We start from the raw sequence: 22,065 nt of genomic DNA, 5'->3' as shown, positions 1-22,065 counted from the left end.
TCTTTCTACTGGAATACCAGCGGCATACGAACAGGTCTCATATAACCGTCAGCGAAGTCCCGCGGCGGTTTTCACCCGGGTGTCCGCCGGAAAACGCCACGTCAGTGATCTGTACTTGGTTTTCCGTACCTGTTTCCGTGTCCCGGGCGGCAACCTCGAGGACTCCGTTACGGTCAATGGTGAAAGTTACCTCGATGCACGGCACCCCGGCTGGAGCCTGCTGGATGCCAGCCAGGTGAAACCTGCCCAGGGATACGGCTGCTGAAGCCTCGGACTGGAGTTCGTCCCGCTGCAGGATGTGAATTATCACCTCCTCCTGATCGTCTTGCACTGTGGTAAACAGGCGCGACCTGGTTACCGGATAGAGGGTATTAGCTGGAATAATGGGGACAAATTCCCCCATATCATCTTCGATGCCCAAGGTGTGGGAAGTTACATCGTAGAGTTCGATATGTTCGACCTGGCCAGCCAGGATTCCAGCTTCTATGGCGGCTCCGAGTGCTACGACTTCGTCGGGATTGATATCGCTTTTTATTTCTACCTGCCCGAACAATTCCCGTACCACCCGCTCGAATCCGGGCATTCGCGAGGCCCCGCCAGCCATGACTATTACATCCACCCAGTCGGGACCAACCTCCGCTTTCTGCAGGGTTTGCAGGATAAGAGAACTGATCTCGTTCCAGAGGTCACTTGCCAGGTGCTCAAATTCTTCCCGGCGGATGGTCTGGTTGAGGTGAACCGGGCCTTCAGTTCCCATGGTGATGTAAGGTATCAAAACCGAGCACTCGTTTACGGTTGACAGGTCAACCTTAGCCCGTTCCGCGTGTATTTGAACCTGTTGGCAGGCTACTTTGTCAGCAGCGAGATCTATCCCATGAGTTTGCTTAAAAGTTTCGAGAATGTGCTTTATCAGCCGGTTGTCGAAATCGATCCCCCCCAGGGTAGTGCATCCCCCGACCGCCACCACCTGGCAGGTGCCGCCGTCGTTTTCCATAAGGGTGATATCGAAGGTGCCTCCTCCTATATCGAGTACCAGTACGTGTTCCTTTTCTCCCGACTGCAGGCCGTAGGCCAGAGCCGCAGCCGTGGGCTCGTTCAAAAGTTTCAATATCTTCAATCCCGCTAGCCTTCCCGCCTGCAGGGTGGCCTGGCGCTGGTTGTCGTTGAAGTAGGCGGGTACGGTGACTACCGCTGCCTCAACGGGCTGGCCCAGGTATTTTTCGGCGTACTGCCTAAGCTTTCGTAACACCAGGGCTGAGATCTCGATAGGAGTGTACTCCCGCCCGGATATGTTTACCCGGTAGTCGGAACCCATGTGACGCTTGATGTAGCATACCGTCCGGTCGGCTTTCAACACCATCTGGGAACGAGCCAGCTCCCCTACTAGGACCTCCTGGTCTGTTTTGAAGTACACGGCCGAAGGTGTCAATCGGCTCCCACGCTCATTGACGATGATTTCCGGCTTGCCTTCCCGGTTGATGTAGGCTACCAGAGAGTTGGTGGTGCCTAGATCTATGCCCACAATCACTGTTCTAGCCTCCTTGCAAGAGCGAGTTAAGGTTATCACGCGCAGTAAGGTTGTCAGGGCAGACCTGAACTGCTTTTTCCAGCAAGCAGCGGGCCTGGGCTGTGTAACCGTGTTCATACAGGATGACGGCAGCGTTATTCAGGGACTGAGAGGCCAGGCTTTTAGCTTCCGGGGGTATCGCGGGGCCTTTTTCGCGAACCAGGTCGCTGGCCAGACGGTAAAGATAGTAGGCTTCAAACACGTTTCCGGCTTCATCTTCGCGCCGAGCCTGGTCGAAAACACTTTGGATGCGGTTCCAATCAACAATCCCCCCGGGTTGATTAACTGAGGATTGGACCGAGGACAGCAGCAGGTCCAGCCCCATTCCCAGTTTCTTTTTCCCTGCCATCTATTGTTCACCACTTCTAGAAAGGATGGTTTCCACTAGGTTTTCGTAATCCTGAGCTCCCCGCGATGCCGGGGAGTATTCGAATATGGTCTTGCCAAAACTCGGGGCTTCAGCTAACCGGATATCATTTCGTATGGGGGGGAGCAGCATTTCTTCCCCAAAATTGTTTTTTATTTCCGCCAGTACGCTCCGAGCCAGGTTGGTTCGAAGGTCGCACTTGACGGGGAGAACTCCCATCAGGCGTAACCCCGGGTTGAGCTCGGCATTGACCCGGTACAGGATACCCATCATCTGAGCCAGACCGTCCATCGAGAGAAATGAAGGTTCCGTAGGTATTACCAGCCAATCCGCAGCGACGAGGCCGTTTACTGCCACAAATCCCAGCGATGGGGGGAGGTCGATGAGTATGAACTGGTAGTCTTCCATGACATCCAAAAGCAGATCCTTTAAAAGGGACTCGCGTCCGGTCTGATTTGCCAGTTCCACTTCAACTGCCGAGAGATCCGGCTTAGAAGGGATGAGGTCGAAGAGTTTCTGGTTTCTGATAACTGTTTCGTTTATTTGCTCCTTACCCAACCCCCGGGGACTGGCCGCAAGGTGCAGTAGTTCGTACAGGGTCATGGTCAACCGGTGGGGCAGTATCCCAATGCTTACCGTAGCCTGGGCCTGAGAATCGGCATCCACCACCAGTACCTTTTTCCCTCTGCGGGCAAGGCCGTCGGCCAGGTTGACAGTAGTCGTGGTTTTTCCGCTGCCTCCTTTGCGGTTGGCAACAACGATAGTTACCGCCATGGTTTTCCTCCCTAGCTGCCGGTCAGGTGAAGTTGCAGGAGTTGAACGGGGTTCAGGATTAGAACCACACTACCGTCTCCCAGAATAGTAGCTCCGCTGTAAACCTTGAGACCGGCTAGTTCTTCGCTCAGAGATTTGATGACGAATTCTTGCTGGTTTTGGAAACGGTCGACGATCAATCCTACCCGAACCCGGTCTATGTCCAGAACTACAATCGGTACCCTTCCGTCTTCTGACTGGTCTATGCCGTTTCTATCGGAAGGTGATTCTATTCCCAGCACTTGGCCTAATCTGATTAGGGGGATAATCTGACCGCGAATATCCGCTACCAGCTTTTGTTTGTAACTCCTGATGAACGCTAATGGCAGTTTCACCGTCTCCACTATAGCGTCCAAGGCTATGATGAACCGTTGGCCTAATGCTTCGACCATCAACCCCTGGATTATCGACATGGAAAGCGGTATCTTCAGGGTAAAAGTAGTACCAGCGCTTGGCTGGCTGTCCACATATATAAACCCGCCCAGCCGCTCTATGTTGTTTTTTACCACGTCCATCCCCACGCCCCGTCCGGACAGTTCGGTAACCTCTTGGGCGGTGCTGAACCCCGGGGTAAAGATGAACTGGTAAAGGTCTTCAGGGCTCATGGTCTGCGCCTGGACAGGATGAACCAGTCCTTTTTCAACGGCTTTCTGCTTGATGCGTTCAGGGTCGAGGCCTCTACCGTCATCGGATATTTCGATAACGACATACCCTCCTTGATAGTAAGCACGAAGCGAAATAGTACCCTGGGGATGCTTGCCCAGAGCTTTTCGCTCTTCCGGAGGCTCTATCCCGTGGTCTACCGCGTTGCGCAGCATGTGGACCAGCGGGTCGTTGATAGCTTCGATTACGGTTTTGTCGAGTTCAGTGTCTTCTCCCGTGATCACCAGGTCCACCTGTTTTCCCGATTTACGAGAAATGTCGCGGATAGTACGGGGGTACCTTTGAAAAAGCGCGCGCAGCGGAATCATCCGGGCCGACATGATGGCGTCCTGCAGTTCGTCGGAGATCCTGGCTACTTCCATGGCTGCCGCTTTGACCTCTCGGGACAAGGCTGGCAGATTGTACTCCATGCTTACCTTCCGGGCTAGGTGCAGGATGTTGTTTTTGGAGATGAGGAGTTCACCTATCATGTTCATGAGCCGGTCCAGCTTCTCCTGGCTGACCCTAACCGACTGCCCGGCAATTTCCCCAACCGGTCTGGTTTCTTCTGCGGTTTCCCGCTGTTTTTCGCGGGCTACTGCTTGCTTAGAGAGGGCCATAGCCACTTCTGAGGGGGAGGCTAGACCCGATTCGACCAGGATCTCGCCCAGCTTTTTCTGCCGGCCCAGGGCCTTATCCCGGGCCTCCGGTGACAGCTTGTTCTCTTCGACCAGGATCTCGCCCAGTCGTTTGTCGGCGTACTCCAGCGGCACTTCCTCTATGATACGCTCTACCTCAGCCAACTTGGTCTCTAGCAGTTGGAGCAAGCGTTCAAATCCTGCCCGAAGCCTTTCAAGCATCGGACCTGTAAGCACGTCTCGTTCCGGTGTAACTGTCCGGACAAACTGAGCCTGGGTCGCCGCTTCTTCAGCCAGCTCATTAAATCCGAGGTAGCGAGCGCTCGAATGGAGGTTTTTTAGGGCCCGCGAGTACTGCCTGAAACGGTTAGTTCTTACAGGGTATCCTTCGCGGGCGGTATCCAGCAGGCCTTTTATGGATTCCAGGGCTTGGCTGGCTATGTTGATAAACGCGGCCAGTTGGTTAGAGGCCAGGAAGGGCCTAGTAGACACGCTTTCTTCGGTCTCGTCCCGTCTGCTCGAGACGCACCTGGCTGCCATTTCCATCCGCTGGATGATATCTCGTGTCGAAGGATCCGGCTCCCCGCCCTCGCCCAGCGTTTTAACCAAGGCAGATACCTTGTCGACTGCCTGTAGGACCAGGTCAACTATGGATTCCGAGAGAGGTTGGCTTTGGCCAAGATAAGATTGAAGTACGGTCTCGGCCGCATGGGTTAGGGCTCGGATAAGTTTGACCGGGTCATTCTCTCCTTGGTCAGGACGCATGCTGGCTATGACCCCGGCTCCTCCTTTGATGCTGTGAAAGCTGCGCATGATAGAGTTGAGTATTTGCGGATCCTGTGGGTGTTTTTCCAGTTCCACGCAGTAATGTTCTACAGAGCTGAGGTGTTCTACCGTTTCATCAATAAAGTCGGGGAGCATTTGATCGAGTAGATACGAAAAGTCGGGGCTTTGCTCCGGCCTCGCCTCCTCATTAGGCTCAGGCTGAGACTGTCCGGTGAGCCGGAGACGGATCTCTTCAACTGTTGCTGCCAACTCCTTACCCCCGGCGTCGGGAATATTAAGGGCGAAGGGCTCCTGAGGTGGATCCGCATGTAACTCCTGCAACTGGGCCACAACCTCTGCCAGCTGCAGGTGCAGAACATCGACTCCGCGCAAGAGCAGGTCGGTTATTTCTGAGTCCGGAGTGTAGAGGCCTTTGCGGATATCCGTCAGCATCGATTCTAGACAGTGGGCGCAATCTTTAATTGGCGTGAGATCGAGTAGCCCGGCTACTCCTTTAACCGAATGCAGGGCCCGAAAGACAGAGTCTACGGTTTCAGGATCAAAGTCTGCCTCTAGCCTCAGAATACCTTCTTCAATGCCTCTAAGATGCTCGCTCGATTCCTCCACTATGCCTTGGAGTATGTCTATATCGTCAGGCTCAAAGGTCAGCCTCACTCTCTTTTCGCCTCGCTTTTCCTTCAAGCTCCAATCAGCATTTTGATCATTTCGATCAAGGTTGCCGGGTCGGTCGGTTTTACCAGATAGGCGTTGGCACCGGCCTCGAACCCTCTTTGCTTATCTTTTAACTCGTCTTCAGTAGAAACGATGATGATGGGGATGTCTTCGAATTCCGGTTCCCCGCGCAAACGCTCGATGAGGGCATAGCCATCCAGGTTGGGCATGTTGATGTCGGTAATTACCACGGCCCAGGGGGCGGATGAGCCGTATGCCTTTTCCAAGGCATCAGCTCCATCTACCGCGGTTACCACATCAAAGCCGGCGCTTTTCAATATATAAGAGTGAAAGTTGCGAATCATTTCCGAATCATCGGCCACCAGAATCTTGCCGCCCATTACGAACCTCCTCAGGCCTGGTAAACGATATGGCCGTCCATTTTCCTAATCTTGAAAGCCGTGCTGATACGGCTCAGAGACTCGGCATGACCCAGGAATATAAACCCGCCTTTGTTCAGCATGGTATAAAACCGTTCCACCAACTGTTTACGTGCAGCATCGTCAAAGTAGATCAAGACATTGCGGCAGAATATAAAATCGTAATTGTTCTCGTACCTGAGAGCCCGTCTGTCCATAAGGTTAAGGTGCTCGAATACCACCATTTCTTGGAGCTCAGGCTTGACCGCGAAGACCCCGGGGGACGGAGTGGTGAAATACTTCTCCAAGTAAGCAGGGGGAACGTCCTTGACCGAACGGGGATCATAAACGCCGCGCCGGGCTGTTTTCAGGACGTTCTCATCGATGTCGACCGCTTTGATCATCACTTCCCACTGGGTTGGATCATCGAGCATCTCCGAAAGGATGATAGCCAAAGTGTAAGGCTCTTCACCGGTTGAACACCCGGCGGAGAACAATTTCAGGGTCGTGTCTCCGGTCCTCTGCTTTTGTTCTACTATCTCTGGCAGGCAGTGTTCGGCAAAAACCTTCAGCTGCGAAAACTCCCGGAAAAAGTAAGTTTCGTTGACGGTGAGGAGGTTAACCAGCTCTTGAAACTCGCGCTGCTTAGGGTCGAAGAACTTCAGAAAACGTATATATTCATGTACCGTGTCCGCACAACAAACCTGCATCCGCTTGTGCAGGCGCTTCTTTATGTAGTAGATTTTGTTTTCCCCGAAAAACATCCCGGTCCGCTCGTAGATCAGGTTTCTCAAAGCAATGAAGTCCTCAATCGGTAGATCCACTCTGTTGTCACCGTTCCTCCGTTTCAGGTTAATCAGCCCAGCAGTCGCCGCCTCGCCCCCGTAAGAGTTCGAGCGATCTTTGAATTGCTTCTAAGAGCTCGTCATCGTGAGTGTGCTGTCTAAGGTTATTCAAATACGTCACCGCATCACGGTTGCCGTATAGCCCTAAACCTTCGACTGCTCCCAGGCAGGCGAGCTTATTTTCTGGTTGGAGATACCGGAGAAAAAGCGAGTATATCTCGGGATTTTTATACTCTCCCAGAAGCACCAGAAGCTCGTAGCGGTTGATGTCATTGATCGGGCTCCCGATAAAATGTACGATCTCCGACAACAACTCCGATGGTAATAGGTCATAACCGTTGCGTTGCAGGATGCCCTCCAGGGCGTTGATAATCTCTTTGACCATCAACGGGCCTTTTTCGCGCATGAAAGACAACAGCAACGGGAGATGGTCCCGAGTTCCTTTACCGGCTATGAACTTGAGGTACGAGTATTTTTCGAGCTCGCCGATTGATTCGTAGTCTGGATAAAGCCGGGTGACTATTTCCTGGCTGGTTTCATCACCGATACGAGCCAAAGCCTCCAGACAGGTACAGCGCAAAAGCAGGTTCCCGGTAGACCGGAAAAGCTCGTTGATACGGTCTGTATATTCAGTCGATTCTAGCCGTCCCAGGTACTCAACGGCGGTGATCACGTTGTTCACCTCAGGGTCACTTAAAGCCTCGGCTAAGACCGCCTTCGCCTCTGCGCCCCCTATATGGAAAGCTATGTCGAGCACGAACTTCCTCACATCTTTGCTGGGATCAGCGAGCAGGGGCCGGATACCGTCAACGGCCTTATCTCCCAGCCTGGCCAGAATGTCGATGGCGGAGTTGCGGGTAAAGGCGTCATCGCTATAAAGAAGCGATACCACGGTGTTGATCAGCAGCGGGGTGTCCATCGATTTGAGGGCGTTGACGATAACCTCGCGGACAAATCGGGAATCTTCGACCTGCAACCTCTCGACCAAGGCTGAAACGCTCTCGTCGGAGTTCTCGTAGCCAAGATCTTCAGCGGCAAAAGCCCGCTCCTTTTCGCTGGCTGAGTTGAGTGATTTTATGAGTTCATCGATACCCGGCACGAGCTGCACGCTCCTCGTTTCATATTGGCGGCGAACATCTTTACGGATTCTTTCGCTATTTTCCGCAATCATTGACCAGGGATTAATTGCCAACAAACCAGCTATTCGACATTATATGACAGTACTCCTGCTTCTAAAGGAGGAAAATTTTTTGACACTATTCGACATCTGTCCTAGACTTTTCTTGCAATAGAGTAGCCAAGGTGTCCTGGATCGAGAGAGAAGGGAAACAAGGCCCGGGTGTCGAATGAAGGAAAAAACCCGTGGCAGGGAGGGGTGGCAATGAAAGAAAGGAAGAGCGAGTTTACCAGGGTTAATGTCAAGATCTTCGGCGAAGACTATGTGGTAAAAGGGACGGAGGATCCCGAGTACATACAGATGCTGGCGGCATACGTGGACCGCAAGATGCAGGGTATAAGCCAAAAGATGCCTAGCTTGCCGGCAACGAAGGTGGCAGTTCTAGCAGCTCTCAATTTGGCAGACGAGCTGAGCAAGCTACAAGAGGACTATGATGAGTTGGTAAAGAAGCTGGAAGAAGGCAAGACCAGCAGGATGGGTTGATGATGGATAATCAGGAAATTGCCCGGATTCTGGATGAGATCGCCGATATACTCGATATACTGGGCGAGAACCCGTTCAAAGCCAGGGCCTACCGTCAGGTAGCCAACCATATCTACCGGATGGAGACCGATCTGCACGAGGTTTCAAAGCATCATGGCCTGGAGGGTATTCCGGGGGCCGGTAAGGCGATTCGGGCCAAGTTACAAGAACTTTTGGAGACCGGGGACCTCAAGTACTACCGGGAACTTCAGGAAAAAGTGCCGCCCGGGGTTCTAGAGATGCTGGCTATACCTGGCCTGGGGCCGAAAACAGTCGGGGCCATCTACGCTCAGACCGGAATCGATACTCTGGAAAAGCTATACCGGGCCGCCCAGGAGAAGAGGATTCGAGAACTCCCAGGGATGGGTGCCAAGACCGAATACAATATCAAAAAGGGCATTGAAATGCTCCGGTCAACACGAGATAGTTTCAACTTGGGAACAGCCCTACCTCTTGCTCTCGAATTCAAGAACTTTCTTTCGGGGTTCGATTGTGTCCAGATAGTCGAGATTACAGGAAGCGTGAGAAGGCGAAAACCCGTAGTAGGAGACATAGATATCCTGGTCGGGTCCGCCGAGGAAGAAGCCGTGAGAGAAAAGGTGCGGCGTTTCCGGCGGGTTCAGGAAATTACCGAAGAGAAACCAGGACACGTTAAGGGTAGATTAAGGCCAGGCATTGTGTTTGAGGTGTTGATAGTACCGTTTGGGGAGTTCTGGCGAGCACTGGTCATCAGTACGGGGTCTAAAACCCATCGCGAACAGATACAACCTGCCTTAGATACCTTCGACTGTAGTTCGGCTCATTCGGAAGAAGACGTTTACAGGCTGCTTTCTATGCAGTATATTCCTCCGGAGTTGCGCGAAGGCCGGGGCGAGATCGAATTGGCGCGGAACTTTGCTTTACCCCATCTGGTAACTCTGGAAGATATTAAAGGCGACCTGCATATTCACACCGATTGGAGTGATGGGGCCCACAGTTTGCGTGAAATGGTAGCCGCTGCCGCAAAACTCGGTTACTCCTACATGGCTGTAACCGAACATTCGCGTTCTCTGGCTGTTTCCCGCGGGCTCGATGTGGAAAGGCTTTTAGCCCAGGGGAAGTTGGTAGAAGAACTTAACCGGGAAAACGACGGGTTCAAGATCCTGACCGGTATCGAGATCGATATACTCAAGGACGGCAGCTTAGACCTGCCGAATGAGGTTTTGGCAAACCTGGATGTGGTTATAGCATCCATTCACAGCCATTTTCGTTTGTCTCGTGCTGAGCAGACCGAGCGCGTGCTCAAGGCGGTTGAAAACCCGCACGTCGACATCATCGGGCACCTCACGGGAAGGCTTCTGGGGCGGCGCCCAGGATATGAGATCGACATCGAAGCGGTTTTAAAAGCAGCAGCCCAAACCCGCACGGCTCTGGAAATCAATTCTTACCCGGACCGGCTGGACATCGACGAGGAAACCGCTTTTAAGGCCAAGGCAAAGGGGATAAAAATTGCGATTTCGAGTGACGCCCACCACCGGGCTGATCTGGGATTGATAAAATACGGGGTGATAAACGCCAGGAGAGGGTGGCTGAGCAAGGAGGATGTGTTGAACACTTTGGAAACAGAAGAGCTCATGGCTTACCTCAGGAATAAATAAAGGATTGGAAGCAGCATACTAAGTCAGGGTCCCGACCTGGATTAGCCTGGCGGAGGATGGATGAGATGCTGGAATTCGTCCTGAGGGCTGTAGGTATGTATTTTCTGGCCATGGTGGTAATAAGGTTTATGGGAAAGAGAGCCCTGGGAGAACTGGGGCTCTTTGATTTTGTGATAATGACCGGGGTAGGCCATACCCTGACCTCGATCGCTTTGGACCGCAGCCTTCCTTTCTACGAAGGCATCGTGGTGCTTTTGACCCTGGCTGGGCTCGAGTATATCATGGGCTTTGCCTCGCTCAAAAGCCAGCGCTTAGCCCGCCTCATTTCCGGGGTGCCGGTAGTTGTCATAGATAACGGCCGGGTTATAAGGGAGAACCTGGCCCGGGAAAAGTTTAATGTCGATGACCTGATGCAAGAACTGCGGAAACAGGGAATAAGGGATGTGAGCGAAGTAGACAAAGGCATACTGGAGCCCTGCGGAGGCTTCAGCGTTGTCCTCAAGCCTGATTTTGAACCCGTAACCCGTGGTGAGTTAGGGCTTAACTGGGAACCGGGCCCTGACAGCATTTTAACCCTGGAGCCGGTGTCAAGAAAGCACGTACTGAACAAACCGGCCATGACGGGCGACGGGGAAAAAGAGCCGCCGGTTTCTCTTGCTCAACTGGAAGGAATGGTGAAAGAGATACGGATGGTCCTAGACGATGTTCTGAGAAGGCTGGAGAAGTTCCAAGCACAAGATGGAACTGGCGAGCCAGAACCCGCCGGCAGCAAAGCCAGCCAGCACATCGCTAGGGTAGTGGACTCCTAGATAAACCCGGCTGAAACCGATAGCCAGCACTAAAAGCGCAGCAAGACACGAAAAAGCCCATCTGGTCACGGGCGAAGACGAGTGGCGAAAGACCAGGTAAGCCAGAAACCCGTAAAAGGCGGTCGACATCATGGCATGACCGCTGGGGAAACTGTATCCGGGAGCCGGGACCAGGGGCGCGAGCTCCGGCCGGATTCGGTGGAAGACGTTTTTCAACACCTCGTTTGTCATGCCTGCTCCTGCCAGAACCAGTACCACTGTAAGGGCTTCAAGAGACCGTTTCCTGGTCAGCGTCAGGCATAGCCATAGAATAACTGCTATGCCTGTCATGACCGCAGGCGAACCGATGACGGTGACCGATTTCATTACGGCGGTGAGGGCAGGGCGGTGAAAGGCGGCCACCGCCTGGGATACCGCGACGTCGAATGGCTCGAGCTCGTTCTCCAAGAGTTCCTCGGCTAGCGAGGCAAAAACTAACAAGCACACCGAAGCTACAAGTGTAGCCGCCGGGAGGAGAGGGGTATTCTGGTTCAGCCAAGCCAAACGGCGGGAATAGAAGTTTTCGAGTTTTGTTTTGCCCGTAGTCCAAAGGTTTCGCCCTAAAGAGACTGCAGGGGTGTGGCGCAGAACCACGTAGATAAGAGTGAAAGCTAAGACCAATCCTATAGTTATGAGCTCGAAGTACTTGGTTATGAACTCCTGAGCTCGGGCGCCTGCGGCGAAAAGGAGAAATCCCTCAAAGAAAAACCTGGCCCCCCGGCTGACCAGTGAGGCGAGAACAAAAACCCGCTTTCTTATTCGGAAAATGCCGGAGGCAACAGTGAAGATCTTATAAGGGATTGGGGTAAAACCGGCCACAGCTACAGCCCAACCACCGTAGCGCGCGAAAAGTTCTTCTACCTTTTGCAGGCGCTTTGCGGAAACCAGCTTGGAGAGAAGAGGGCGACCAGCCTTGACTCCCAAAAAATAACCGAACAGGCCTCCTATGACCGAACCACCGGTAGTAATCGCTGCATACCACAGAGCCAACCCCGGTCGATTGACGGAAAGGCCGATTAAGAGGATATCCGGGGGGATAGGGAAAAACGATGATTCGGCAAAGGCAACTATAAGGAGCCCAATCGATCCGTAGGCTACCAACGCTTCAGATAGGCTGTGCCAATCCAGTCCGAACACGGGGTATCACTCCTCCTATATGCACCGGTGGCTTCAAAAACTCCCACACATTATAACTCATAACGTAGAGATGCAGCAATGAGAGAGACCAACCCACCATGTGAAATGCGGCCCCGAAGAGCCTATTGAGTGAAACCGTGTGCCGGGTTATAGTTAAGCGTAGGGAGGAGGGGTCGCGGTTGACCGAATCTGAAACAGGCCGAGAACGGGCAAAGCCAATCCGTTTGTCCAGGCATGCGCGTGAGAACGCCTTATACCGCGGGTCAACGGAGGAAGAAATACTAGAAACCATTAGGACTGGTTTTTGGGAAGCTGCCCAGGATGAGCGCTGGGAATGTCGAAAAAACTTTGCATACAGGGAAGAATGGAACGGGTAGGTTTACTCTACGAAACAGGTTCGCCCTATTTTTGTGGAAGAGGCTAGTGAAATTGTAGTGATCACCGTGTATGTATATTACTTTTGAAAGGGGTTTGGGGGTATGAGAATAACCTATGATGCTGAAGTTGATGCTCTCTACATCAGGTTTATCGAAACTACGGTTACGACGGAACATGTCGCAGAGGGAATTGCCCTGGATTACGCAGAAGACGGCCGCCTGGCTGGTATAGAGGTTCTAGACGCTCGCAGAAGGTTCGGCAGTTTAGATGTTTTTCGAAAAGTTATATTAGAGGATATAGCTGTTTCTTTGCCTGGGAATACGCTGTTCCCTGCTGAGTAGTTGTCTGTCCAACGTGATTATGAAATTGCCGATAAACGGCTGTGCCTGGTTTGACAGAAGATAACCATTCTATTCGTACATTGTTTTTCCCAGCAACTTCAGGGAGAGGGGACTTGGCTTATGAAACTTGCAGACATATATCGATTGGCGGTAGAGAAGGGGATTGAGAGCGACGTGCGGGGCCGGGAGGAAATCGAGAGGCTGCTGGCCCAGGCCCGCAAAGATTACGAGAAGCTGGAGGAAAAGGACCGGGAGTTCTTTGATGAGGATTCGCTATGGAACCCGTTTGCCGACACCCGAATACTTAACGGAAATGGTGAAGAAGAAGTAAACACAGTTATGTGCGGGGTCGATATCGAGACCCCGGAGATGCTGCTGGCAGACCGCCTGCGAGAACGGGGCGAGAAGATAGACCTGGTCATTGCCCATCATCCCGAAGGGAAAGCCCAGGCAGCTTTACACCAGGTGATGGAGTTGCAGGCGGATCTTCTTTACCGGGCCGGGATACCTATTAACGTGGCCGAGGGCATACTCGGGCCCCGCATAGCCGAGGTAGAGAGGCTCATAGCCCCGGTCAACCACCAGCGGGCGGTGGATGCGGCGAGGCTCATGGGTATACCCTTCATGTGCGTACACACCGCAGCCGATAACCTGGTCAACCGTTTTCTGCAGGATTACCTCGATAATGCGGGGTTGCGGACGGTGGGCGACGTGGTGGAAGCGTTGGAGAATATCCCTGAGTACCGGGAGGCTCGAAAACTCAAGGCCGGACCCCGTGTATTTGCGGGTGACAAGAAGAAGCGGGCAGGCCGCATCTTGGTGGATATGACCGGGGGAACCTCCGGTTCCGAGCAGGCTTACGAAAAGATGGCAGCGGCCGGCATCGGCACGGTTGTCTGTATGCATATGCAGGAGAAGCATCGCAAGAACGCCAAAGACCACCATATAAACGTGATTGTGGCCGGACACATGGCCAGCGATTCGCTCGGGCTCAACTTGTTCCTGGACGAAATCGAGAAGGCAGGGGTAAAGATCATCCCGGCATCGGGGTTAATAAGGGTGAGGAGAATTGAGAATTGAGAATTAAGAATGAAGAATGGAGAATGGAGAATGAAGGATGAAGGGGTTCAATCGGTAAAAGGGGGTGATGGGGGTGGAACTGCTGGCACCGGCCGGAAACTGGGAATCGTTTATAGCGGCAATCGAAAACGGGGCCGATGCCGTGTATCTGGGAGGCAGGGAATTCAGCGCCCGACAATACGCGGCGAATTTTGGAATCGAAGACATTGGAAAAGCGGTGGAATATGCCCACGTGCGCGGCAAGAAGGTTTACATCACCGTCAACACCCTCATCGACCAGACGGAATTCGATGCGGTTCTTGACTTTGTCTTTCAACTCCAGGAATCGGGTATTGATGCCCTTATCATTCAAGACATCGGTCTTATGTCGGTTCTGCGCAAGGTGTTTCCCGATCTGCGCCTGCACGCCAGCACCCAGATGACCATTCACAACGTCTCAGGGGTCCGTTTCTTGAAAGAAAACGGATTCAGCCGGGTAGTGCTTGCCCGCGAACTGACACGGCAGGAAATCGAAGCTATACGCGAGGCGGTACCGGACATCGAGATCGAGATATTCGTTCACGGGGCGCTCTGCTACAGTTACTCCGGGCAGTGCCTGTTCAGCAGCGTGGTCGGGGGACGGAGCGGCAACCGCGGCCGCTGTGCCCAGCCCTGCCGGCTGCCCTACCGGCTGCGGTCGAAAGAAAAAGGGGACTACGCTCAGGCCGGGGAATACCCTCTGAGCCCGGCCGACCTTTGCCTTATTCAATGTTTGCCAGATATCAAGGCAGCAGGGGTCGATTCTTTAAAGATAGAGGGTAGGATGAAGAGGCCGGAATACGTGGCAACAGTCACCCGGGTTTACCGGCAGGCTCTCGATCGTTTAGAGGCCGGGGAAGATACCGTGCCTCAGGAAATGTTGGAGGAGTTGGCCGGGATATTTAACCGCACCTTTACGCCCGGGTTGTGGGCAGGAAGAGGGACAGGGGTACTGAGCCCGAGCCGTCCTAACAACCGGGGGATTTATATAGGGCGGGTCTTGAGTCAAAAGGCAGACGGTTTTACTAGTATCCGCCTTACGCGGTCCTTGCGGGTTGGAGATGGCATCGAGGTGTGGGTGAGATCGGGCAAGAATCCGGCTACCGTGGTAACGCATCTTGAGGTTCAGGGACAGGCCGTACAGGAGGCAGGGCCGGGTTCGGTGCCAGTAATACCTCTCAGCTGTAGAGTTGCTCCGGGTGACAGGGTGTTTCGGACTCACGATACTGTTTTAGTAGGGCGGGCAGCCGCGACCATGGTGGAGAACCGCCCTGAGGGCAAGGTAAAGATTGGGGCGGTTGTGGAGGTGTCGCGGGGAGAGCCGCTAAAAATAACTTTCAGGGACAAACGAGGGATCAAGGCCCAAGCCTGTACCCGTTCGACCGCGGTTCCGGCAGAAACCAGGCCTTTGAGCGAGCAAGATATCTACGAAAAGGTCAGTCGGTTAGGCAACACTCCCTTCGAGATTGAAGACTTCAAATTGTTTGTGGAAGAGCCGCTGATAGTGCCTTTCAGCGAGATTAATCAGGCGCGGCGCGAGGCAGCCGACCAGCTGCGGGAAAATATTCTAAAACTGGCCAAACCACCGGCTATTGACCGGAAGGAGTTCACACGTAGGCTCAATGAGCGTGCGGCAAAAAGTAGCGAATGGCGCTTCGAGAAACCTGCCCGAAGAACGATGCTTTCGGTGTTCGCCGGCCGAGTCGATGTGGCTAGAGCTGCTCTGGAGTCCGGAGCCGATCGCGTATATCTGGATCTAGAAGGATTAAAAGGGCTAAAGACATCGGAGCGGGTCAAGGTATTAGAACTCAAACAATTGGCCATCAACAAGGGACACGAACTTGTCTTGGCTTTGCCCCGAATAACGGGGCCATTGCAGGAGATACCTTGGGATGAGATAGAAGAAGTTGGCTTCGAAGGAGTGCTTGCAGCCAACCCTGGTTTGTTGCTGGAGGCCCGCGAGAGAGGGTTGACTGTTTTTGCCGACTATCCGCTCAACACGTTTAATCCTGAGGCAGCTCGATTTTGGTTAGAGCATGGGGCCGAGAACTTTTGCCTTTCGCCGGAGTTGAGCTCGAGCCAGCTCAAGAACTGGCCGCAGCCGGAATTGAGCTGGGCCGAAGTTTTGACGCACGGGGATTTAATTTTGATGGTTTCGGCCTACTGCCCCTGGAAAGCTTTAGGACAAGGAAAAGAGGGAAAGTGCGAGCGGCCGTGCCGGGAGGATGAGTTTTTCCTTGTGGATCGCAAAGGCTACGAGTTCCCGGTCAGGGCTGATAACCATTGCCGGGTGTACCTCTTTAATTCTCGTACCCTTTGTTTGATAGAAGAATTGCCAGAGCTCTTAGAACTGGGAATAGGGACGTTGCGTATTGAAGCCCGCCTCAGTTCAGCCCAGGCAGTTGCAGAAACGGTGCTGGTTTACCGTCAGGCTATTGATGGTTTAATACAGGGCAAACCGGTCAGGCTGGCATCGCTGAAAGAAAGGCTGAAGAAAGTGGCCCTGTCTGACTTCAGTAAGATTCACTACTACCGAGGAGTTGTCTAGATATGGAAGAAAAAGCGCTGCACCGCCTGGAGTTTGACAAAATTCTCGAAATGTTGAGTCAAAAGGCTTGTTCGCCGATGGGGGCTGAAAAGGCGTTGGAACTGCAGCCCGTCTACGATTTGGAGACCGCCAGCATGCGCCAACAAGAGACCGGAGAAGCCTTGAAGGTGTTGCGGTTAAGGGATACCGGTTTTTTGACCGGGGTCAAGGATATCCGCCAGCACATGCGGCGGGTAAGAAGTGGGGTTCCTCTCAGCACAGGAGAGTTGTTAGACGTGGGGGCACTAGTGCGGGCATCACGCCTAGCTCGAGACATGGTAGACGGGAGAGAATGCCCCGGTCTATGGGGTTTGACCCGGGACCTATTCGTAGATGAGGGTATAGAGAGGGCGATACGAGAATCCATAGATGAAGGAGGAGAAGTGCGCGACACTGCTTCGCCCGAACTAAAGGCCATACGAAACCGGATAGCAACGGCCAAAAACAGGGTACGGGAGTACTTGCAAGAGTTTGTGCGGTCTTCTCATTACCAGAAGTTTCTGCAGGACGCTATTATAACCGAACGCCAGGGGCGTTACGTGGTTCCGGTTAAAGCAGAGTACCGCTTAGAAGTTAAGGGCATCATCCACGATGAATCTGCCAGCGGGGCTACGGTGTTTGTGGAACCGGAAGCCGTGGTACACGTTAACAACGATATCCGCAGGCTGGAAATGGCTGAGAACCGGGAGATAGAAAAGATCCTGCGCCGCTTGACTTCTCTCTTAGAGCCTGTCGTATCAGAACTGGAGCGCGATCTGGAGATACTTACCGACCTTGATCTTGTTCTGGCTAAGGGAAGATTAGCTTTGGAAATGAATGCGGTTGCTCCCCGGTTGAACGGACAGGGTGTTTTTGTTCTGAGACGGGCACGACACCCGCTCTTGGGCAAAGGAGCGGTGCCTGTAGATCTGGAGTTGGGGAAAGGTTTTGATATCTTGGTTATTACCGGACCTAACACCGGGGGCAAGACCGTGACTTTAAAAACCGTGGGGCTGCTTACCCTCATGGCTATGTCAGGCCTGTTCGTGCCTGCAGCTGAAGGTACTGAGATCGCGCTGGTAGACGCGGTTTATGCGGATATCGGGGACGAACAGAGCATCGAACAGTCACTCAGCACCTTTTCCTCTCATATGACCAACATCATCGACATCCTCAAGAGAGCTACTTCGCAGTCCCTCGTGTTGCTGGATGAACTGGGGGCGGGTACCGACCCGGTGGAAGGAGCGGCTTTAGGCAGAGCCATACTGGGTGAATTGCTCGCCAAAGGGGTGAAGGCCGTGGTAACCACTCACCAGAGCGAGCTCAAAGTCTTTGCCTTTCAAGAAGCAAAGGTTGAAAACGCTTGTGTCGAATTCGACCCGATTACGCTGCAACCGACATACCGTTTGTCTATCGGTATACCCGGGCACAGCAACGCCCTAGAAATTGCGGAAAGACTCGGACTCGATCATCGCATAGTCGAAAAAGCCCGCCAGTTTGTTCCTCAGAGCGAGCAGGACCTGGGGCGTATCATAAACAAGGTACAGGAGCACCGCCGGAGACTAGAAAGCGATATCTACAAGGTCGAAGAGTTACGACGCCGAATGGAGGAGGAACGCCGGGCGCTCCAGGAGGAGAAAGAGAAATTGCGGCGGGAACGGGAGGACATTATACGAAAAACGCGGGAAGAGGCCGAGAGCTATTTAGCAAAGGTTAAGCGGGAGGCGGACACCGTCCTGGATGAGGTAAAACGCAGCCTCAAAGAGAGGGAAACACCTCCTAAGTGGCACGAACTGGAGAAAGCGCGGCACCGGGTACGCGGACTCAGAACAGAAAGGCAGGTGGGAAGCCTGCAAGCCCCGGAAGGAGCGGAACTGAACCCCGGCGCTTACGTAGAGATCCGTTCCATCGGCCGCAGGGGTTATATTCTAGAGGGGCCTAACGATAAAAACGAGGTACTGGTGCAGGTCGGTATTCTCAAGTTAACCGTTCCCAGGGATGACGTCGTTCTGACTACTCCGCCGGAAGAAGAAATGGCGAGAAGAAAGAGCCATGCATTTCTGGAAAAGGCCAAGAGGATTTCTCCCGAACTTGATCTGCGAGGGCTTACTGCGGATGATGCCGTCTTCGAGGTCGAACGCTACATCGAGGATGCTTACCTGGCGGGGTTGGAGAAGGTCCGCATCATTCACGGGAAAGGAACGGGTGCCCTGCGACAGGCAGTGCGCGAGTGGCTGGCCCAGTGTCCTCGGGTGACGAGTTTCCGCGATGGGGAACGCGAGGAAGGGGGTCACGGGGTAACGGTGGCTTTTTTCCGCAAGTAATAGCGTGTGTAAAAAAGTGGAAGAACAGAGATTTGGATGTTGAAGACCCCGTAACCGCAGTATATACTATGTATATCTGGATTGGGGCCACGGGGCGCGTCTTGCCTGTGAAGCCCAGCCTGAAATCCTCTGGGAGGGTTTGGCCAAGTTCGAGTGTTTCTGTAGTGGGTCGATGGCACTCGACGGCAAGAAGTCTATGAGGATAAGGAGAAATGGGCAGTGGAAGATGCATATTTTCGGTTAAGAGGAAGGCAAGCCGGTATCCTAGGTGAATTTGAGTTGAACCGGATGGCGGTGATGGTACCTCTGGTAAAGCTCGAAGGGCAGGTAAATATCCTGTTCGAAGAGAGGGCATTGACCTTAAACCGGCAGCCGGGAGAAGTGTGTTTCCCAGGGGGAGCGGTAGAAGAAAGCGATCGCAACCCGGTTCGAGCAGCCTTGCGGGAGACCTGTGAAGAACTGGGCATAACCAGAAACGATATGGAGTTCATCGCTCCGCTCGACGTGTTGATTACCCCCTATAATTCCATCGTTTATCCCTACTTGTGTGAAATAGACAACCCGAAGGCCATTCATCCCAATCACAGTGAAGTTAAATCGGTATTCTTTGTCCCGTTAAATTATTTGAAGTCGACCACTCCCCGGGTGTATGATGTCAGGGTTTTTCTGGATCCGGGGGATGATTTTCCCTTCGACCTCATTCCTGGCGGCAAAAGCTATAAATGGAGTACCGGAACTTACCGAACGTATTTCTACAGCTACGAAGGCAAGGTTATCTGGGGAATGACAGCCAGGATACTGGTGAGTTTTTTGGAACTTCTCAAGAAGTCTGAGACGGAAGGTTTGAGATAGGGTTGGGCAGGCGTGTTTCCCAAGGGGATCCGCACAAGTTTTCGATGGTGTGTAATAAGGGAAGGATGAACGGGAATCATCGGGGGGAGGTAAATGCTGGTTTGCCGTGTCGAGGCGCGAGGAGAGTCAAGGGAAAGACCCGTTCTTGATTCCGAGCTCAAGGATCTGATAGCTTTCTGCTGCAGCGGCTTGGAAACGAAGCTGGAGCTTCTTAAGAATGAGGACAGTACGGTAGTGATCAAAAGTATTGATCACAGCAGATCATCTGAAGAGGAATTTTACTTTCGTTTTAAACTGGAGGAGGATTCGGTTTTTCTCGCCAATCTGAAGGTACCGGCTAGCCGACGGAGAGAGGGAATAGGGACTTTCTGTGTCGAGTGGCTTAAGGGCTTGGCCCGGGCCCTCGGATTCAAACGCGTTGTTCTCGAGTCCTATCCATCTGCTGTAGGTTTTTGGGCAAAAATGGGCTTTGAACGTCAACAAGAGGAAGAAGATTTTTGATGAATAGGGCTAGTCACGGAAACAAATACAGACAAGAAAGGGAAGAAGGCTATTGCTAAGATGGGGCAGGTCAGTTCTGATTTCCGTTCAGTTTCTTACGAGACTCCCTGTGAAGATTAAAGACGAGGTGAAAGCGGGGGAGTTAGCCGGGGCGGCGGCTGTTTTTCCCTTAACCGGCTTGATGATAGGAGCGGCCTTGCTTCTCATTTACTACTTGAGCCGGGTGATTTGGTCTCATGAAGTGGCGGTACTGTTGGCGTTGGCCGGATTGATAGGGTTAACCGGAGGGTTGCACCTGGACGGGTTGATGGATACTGCCGACGGTATCATGAGCGGCAAGAGCCGGGATAAGATGTTAGAGATAATGAAGGACAGCCGGGTAGGAGCGATGGGGGTTATTGCCTGTTTTGTGGTTCTGGCCTTCAAACTGGTTGCCTTAATTTTGCTTGAACCTGCTCATGTTTGCCGCGTCCTCATAGTCTTCACAGTGATTGGCCGGTGCTCGATGGTTTGGGCTCTGGCCTGTTTCCCTTACGCGCGGTCAGGACCGGGAACAGGACGTCCTTTTGCCGAAAACGTGACGGCAAAACACGCGATACTGGCGACGGTGATAGCATTGACTGTGGTGTGCGGAATTGCGGGTGTAACGGGATTAGCTCTGATCGGGGCCGGGGTTTTTTGTGGACTAGCCGTTGCCTGGTATCTGAACCGGCGGTTGAACGGTCTGACGGGGGATACTTACGGGGCAATAAATGAAGTGGCCGAGACGGCAGTGGTTCTTGCGGCCTTGGCTCTAGCAGAACACGGGTGGTTATCCTGGTTGTTATAAAAAGTGGCGGTTTTTGCAGGAAAAGTGTAAGGGTTTCTCTAATATATTAGTCATAGGGTGTACGATTCCGAGGGACGGGTTTGGACATGTTTGGGAAAGGGGTGGAGATTAGTTATGAAAAGTCTGAACATTTTCACCGTATCCGATTCCCTGGGGGAAACAGCAGAACGCATCGCTGTAGCATCGGCTTTGCAGTTTGACATCGAGCGAAAATTGACCCGTTTTGCCAGGATAGTCAAAAAGGAACAGGTAGACAACCTCATAAGGAGGGCGAGGGAGGCAGATGCGATCATCGTCTATACCATCGTCATTCCCGAGATTTCCCAGTATATGAAACAGCAGAGTCGTGAAATGGGGGTAGTCGCAATAGACGTGTTGCAGCCGTTGCTTCAGGCTATAAGCGACAAAACAGGTCTTCAACCAGCCTGCATCACCGGGTTAACGCACCAGATGGACGATGCTTACTTCCACCGCATGACGGCTATCCAGTACACATTAGAGCATGATGATGGGCAGAACCTCGATACCATTGGCGAGGCTGATCTTATTATTTTAGGGCTACCCCGGACTTCCAAAACTCCCTTGTCTATGTTCCTGGCTAACCTCGGTCTGAAGGTCGCCAACTATACTATAACCCGTGATTTTCACATTCCGAAAGAAATATTGGACCTACGCGGGGTTAAGCCGATGGTAGGCTTAGACCTGGACATCGACGCGCTTATCGAGATGAAGCGGGATCTGGTTCACCGCTTTGACCCGCCTCTGAACCTGGAAAGCGTCGATGAGGAACTGGAGCAGATTTTAGAAAACGCCTACCTTATCTTCTCCAAGTTAAAGTGTGAGGTCATAAACGTCACTTCGCGCAACATAGAGGAAACCGCGCACATTATAATGCAGAAGTTTAATTTCCGCATCAAGTGGTCTCACGCCAAGTTCGAAGATTAGACGCGGAGAATGTGAATTGTAAGCGAACAGCCCACCTTTGCGAAGGTGGGCTGTCTTATGTGCGCCCGGCATGGGCGCTGGCTATAGGGTGGAAGTCCCGAGCGGCGAAGGTAGCAGTAGCCATTAGCCTAAGGCAAGGGTGTCCATCGCGAGGTGGAATCTGAAGGAAGCCGGCGGCAAAC

The 22,065-nt window shown here is 52.9% G+C and carries 20 protein-coding genes; 12 read left to right on the top strand and 8 right to left on the bottom strand.

Features of this window, described 5'->3' with window-relative positions; genetic code table 11:
* Positions 1-37 precede the first annotated feature (37 nt).
* Genes HPY90_RS10795 through HPY90_RS10765 form a run of 7 tightly spaced genes read right to left on the bottom strand, consistent with a single transcriptional unit; the run spans position 38 to position 7,827 of the window.
* Positions 38-1,528 carry an Hsp70 family protein gene (locus HPY90_RS10795; protein WP_287194405.1) on the bottom strand — a complete coding sequence of 497 codons (1,491 nt, stop codon included), beginning with the start codon at positions 1,526-1,528 and terminating at the stop codon, positions 38-40.
* A gap of 4 nt (positions 1,529-1,532) precedes the next feature.
* Complete coding sequence (locus HPY90_RS10790; protein ID WP_287194403.1) at positions 1,533-1,916, bottom strand: hypothetical protein; 384 nt, start codon at positions 1,914-1,916, stop codon at positions 1,533-1,535.
* Positions 1,917-2,708, bottom strand: coding sequence for a ParA family protein (locus HPY90_RS10785; protein WP_013175888.1), 792 nt, complete (start codon positions 2,706-2,708; stop codon positions 1,917-1,919).
* An 11-nt stretch (positions 2,709-2,719) separates the two neighbouring features.
* On the bottom strand, positions 2,720-5,467 hold the full coding sequence (locus HPY90_RS10780) for a chemotaxis protein CheA (protein ID WP_287194401.1): 2,748 nt from the start codon (positions 5,465-5,467) through the stop codon (positions 2,720-2,722).
* Positions 5,468-5,490: 23 nt separating this feature from the next.
* Positions 5,491-5,865 (bottom strand): response regulator, encoded by a 375-nt coding sequence (locus HPY90_RS10775; protein WP_273699058.1) that lies wholly within the window; start codon positions 5,863-5,865, stop codon positions 5,491-5,493.
* Positions 5,866-5,876: 11 nt separating this feature from the next.
* Positions 5,877-6,707 (bottom strand): CheR family methyltransferase, encoded by an 831-nt coding sequence (locus HPY90_RS10770; protein ID WP_287194398.1) that lies wholly within the window; start codon positions 6,705-6,707, stop codon positions 5,877-5,879.
* 28 nt (positions 6,708-6,735) lie between these two features.
* Positions 6,736-7,827 (bottom strand): HEAT repeat domain-containing protein, encoded by a 1,092-nt coding sequence (locus HPY90_RS10765; RefSeq protein WP_287194397.1) that lies wholly within the window; start codon positions 7,825-7,827, stop codon positions 6,736-6,738.
* 282 nt (positions 7,828-8,109) lie between these two features.
* Here HPY90_RS10765 and HPY90_RS10760 point away from each other — a divergent pair, with 282 nt between their 5' ends.
* The 3 genes from HPY90_RS10760 to HPY90_RS10750 are packed head-to-tail and all read left to right on the top strand — an operon-like array spanning position 8,110 to position 10,873.
* The gene (locus HPY90_RS10760; protein ID WP_013175883.1) at positions 8,110-8,388 is read left to right on the top strand and encodes a cell division protein ZapA; all 279 of its coding nucleotides are present in this window, start codon (positions 8,110-8,112) and stop codon (positions 8,386-8,388) included.
* Positions 8,388-10,064 carry a DNA polymerase/3'-5' exonuclease PolX gene (polX, locus tag HPY90_RS10755; RefSeq protein WP_287194396.1) on the top strand — a complete coding sequence of 559 codons (1,677 nt, stop codon included), beginning with the start codon at positions 8,388-8,390 and terminating at the stop codon, positions 10,062-10,064. The genes HPY90_RS10760 and polX overlap by 1 nt, the downstream gene beginning before the upstream one ends.
* A gap of 56 nt (positions 10,065-10,120) precedes the next feature.
* Positions 10,121-10,873, top strand: a complete 753-nt coding sequence (locus tag HPY90_RS10750; protein WP_287194395.1) for a DUF421 domain-containing protein — start codon at positions 10,121-10,123, stop codon at positions 10,871-10,873.
* On the opposite strand, the gene HPY90_RS10745 is transcribed toward HPY90_RS10750, so the two are convergent.
* On the bottom strand, positions 10,760-12,049 hold the full coding sequence (locus tag HPY90_RS10745) for a phosphatase PAP2 family protein (protein WP_287194393.1): 1,290 nt from the start codon (positions 12,047-12,049) through the stop codon (positions 10,760-10,762). The two genes, HPY90_RS10750 and HPY90_RS10745, sit on opposite strands and share 114 nt — an antisense overlap.
* Positions 12,050-12,228: 179 nt before the next feature.
* Here HPY90_RS10745 and HPY90_RS10740 point away from each other — a divergent pair, with 179 nt between their 5' ends.
* From HPY90_RS10740 to HPY90_RS10700, 9 genes are all read left to right on the top strand, one after another.
* Entirely contained in the window at positions 12,229-12,426 is a 198-nt protein-coding gene (locus HPY90_RS10740) for a hypothetical protein (RefSeq protein WP_287194392.1), read from the top strand.
* Positions 12,427-12,528: 102 nt separating this feature from the next.
* Positions 12,529-12,768 (top strand): DUF2283 domain-containing protein, encoded by a 240-nt coding sequence (locus HPY90_RS10735; protein ID WP_013175880.1) that lies wholly within the window; start codon positions 12,529-12,531, stop codon positions 12,766-12,768.
* 120 nt (positions 12,769-12,888) lie between these two features.
* On the top strand, positions 12,889-13,848 hold the full coding sequence (locus tag HPY90_RS10730; protein ID WP_287194390.1) for a Nif3-like dinuclear metal center hexameric protein: 960 nt from the start codon (positions 12,889-12,891) through the stop codon (positions 13,846-13,848).
* A gap of 73 nt (positions 13,849-13,921) precedes the next feature.
* On the top strand, positions 13,922-16,414 hold the full coding sequence (locus HPY90_RS10725; protein ID WP_287194388.1) for a U32 family peptidase: 2,493 nt from the start codon (positions 13,922-13,924) through the stop codon (positions 16,412-16,414).
* Between the two features lie 2 nt (positions 16,415-16,416).
* Complete coding sequence (locus HPY90_RS10720) at positions 16,417-18,756, top strand: endonuclease MutS2 (RefSeq protein WP_287194386.1); 2,340 nt, start codon at positions 16,417-16,419, stop codon at positions 18,754-18,756.
* Between the two features lie 219 nt (positions 18,757-18,975).
* Positions 18,976-19,608, top strand: coding sequence for an NUDIX hydrolase (locus HPY90_RS10715; RefSeq protein WP_287194384.1), 633 nt, complete (start codon positions 18,976-18,978; stop codon positions 19,606-19,608).
* A 93-nt stretch (positions 19,609-19,701) separates the two neighbouring features.
* Complete coding sequence (locus HPY90_RS10710; RefSeq protein WP_287194382.1) at positions 19,702-20,109, top strand: GNAT family N-acetyltransferase; 408 nt, start codon at positions 19,702-19,704, stop codon at positions 20,107-20,109.
* A gap of 52 nt (positions 20,110-20,161) precedes the next feature.
* Entirely contained in the window at positions 20,162-20,938 is a 777-nt protein-coding gene (gene cobS / locus HPY90_RS10705) for an adenosylcobinamide-GDP ribazoletransferase (protein WP_287194380.1), read from the top strand.
* A gap of 114 nt (positions 20,939-21,052) precedes the next feature.
* Entirely contained in the window at positions 21,053-21,883 is an 831-nt protein-coding gene (locus HPY90_RS10700) for a pyruvate, water dikinase regulatory protein (protein ID WP_013175873.1), read from the top strand.
* The last annotated feature ends 182 nt before the right edge of the window (positions 21,884-22,065 follow it).

It is taken from the genome of Syntrophothermus sp. (genome assembly GCF_013314835.1).
Classification (GTDB): domain Bacteria; phylum Bacillota; class Syntrophomonadia; order Syntrophomonadales; family Syntrophothermaceae; genus Syntrophothermus; species Syntrophothermus lipocalidus.
Note: the sequence above shows the minus strand (reverse complement) of the source record. Positions and strands in the feature narration are given on the sequence as shown.

What these genes read in the sequence shown, in the direction of transcription:
- HPY90_RS10730 (WP_287194390.1), top strand. Translation starts at nt 12,889, where the DNA reads ATGAAACTTGCAGACATATATCGATTGGCGGTAGAGAAGGGGATTGAG.
- polX (WP_287194396.1), top strand. Translation starts at nt 8,388, where the DNA reads ATGATGGATAATCAGGAAATTGCCCGGATTCTGGATGAGATCGCCGAT.
- HPY90_RS10750 (WP_287194395.1), top strand. Translation starts at nt 10,121, where the DNA reads ATGGATGAGATGCTGGAATTCGTCCTGAGGGCTGTAGGTATGTATTTT.
- HPY90_RS10710 (WP_287194382.1), top strand. Translation starts at nt 19,702, where the DNA reads ATGCTGGTTTGCCGTGTCGAGGCGCGAGGAGAGTCAAGGGAAAGACCC.
- HPY90_RS10720 (WP_287194386.1), top strand. Translation starts at nt 16,417, where the DNA reads ATGGAAGAAAAAGCGCTGCACCGCCTGGAGTTTGACAAAATTCTCGAA.
- HPY90_RS10790 (WP_287194403.1), bottom strand. Translation starts at nt 1,916, where the DNA reads ATGGCAGGGAAAAAGAAACTGGGAATGGGGCTGGACCTGCTGCTGTCC.
- HPY90_RS10735 (WP_013175880.1), top strand. Translation starts at nt 12,529, where the DNA reads ATGAGAATAACCTATGATGCTGAAGTTGATGCTCTCTACATCAGGTTT.
- HPY90_RS10785 (WP_013175888.1), bottom strand. Translation starts at nt 2,708, where the DNA reads ATGGCGGTAACTATCGTTGTTGCCAACCGCAAAGGAGGCAGCGGAAAA.
- HPY90_RS10700 (WP_013175873.1), top strand. Translation starts at nt 21,053, where the DNA reads ATGAAAAGTCTGAACATTTTCACCGTATCCGATTCCCTGGGGGAAACA.
- HPY90_RS10760 (WP_013175883.1), top strand. Translation starts at nt 8,110, where the DNA reads ATGAAAGAAAGGAAGAGCGAGTTTACCAGGGTTAATGTCAAGATCTTC.
- HPY90_RS10775 (WP_273699058.1), bottom strand. Translation starts at nt 5,865, where the DNA reads ATGGGCGGCAAGATTCTGGTGGCCGATGATTCGGAAATGATTCGCAAC.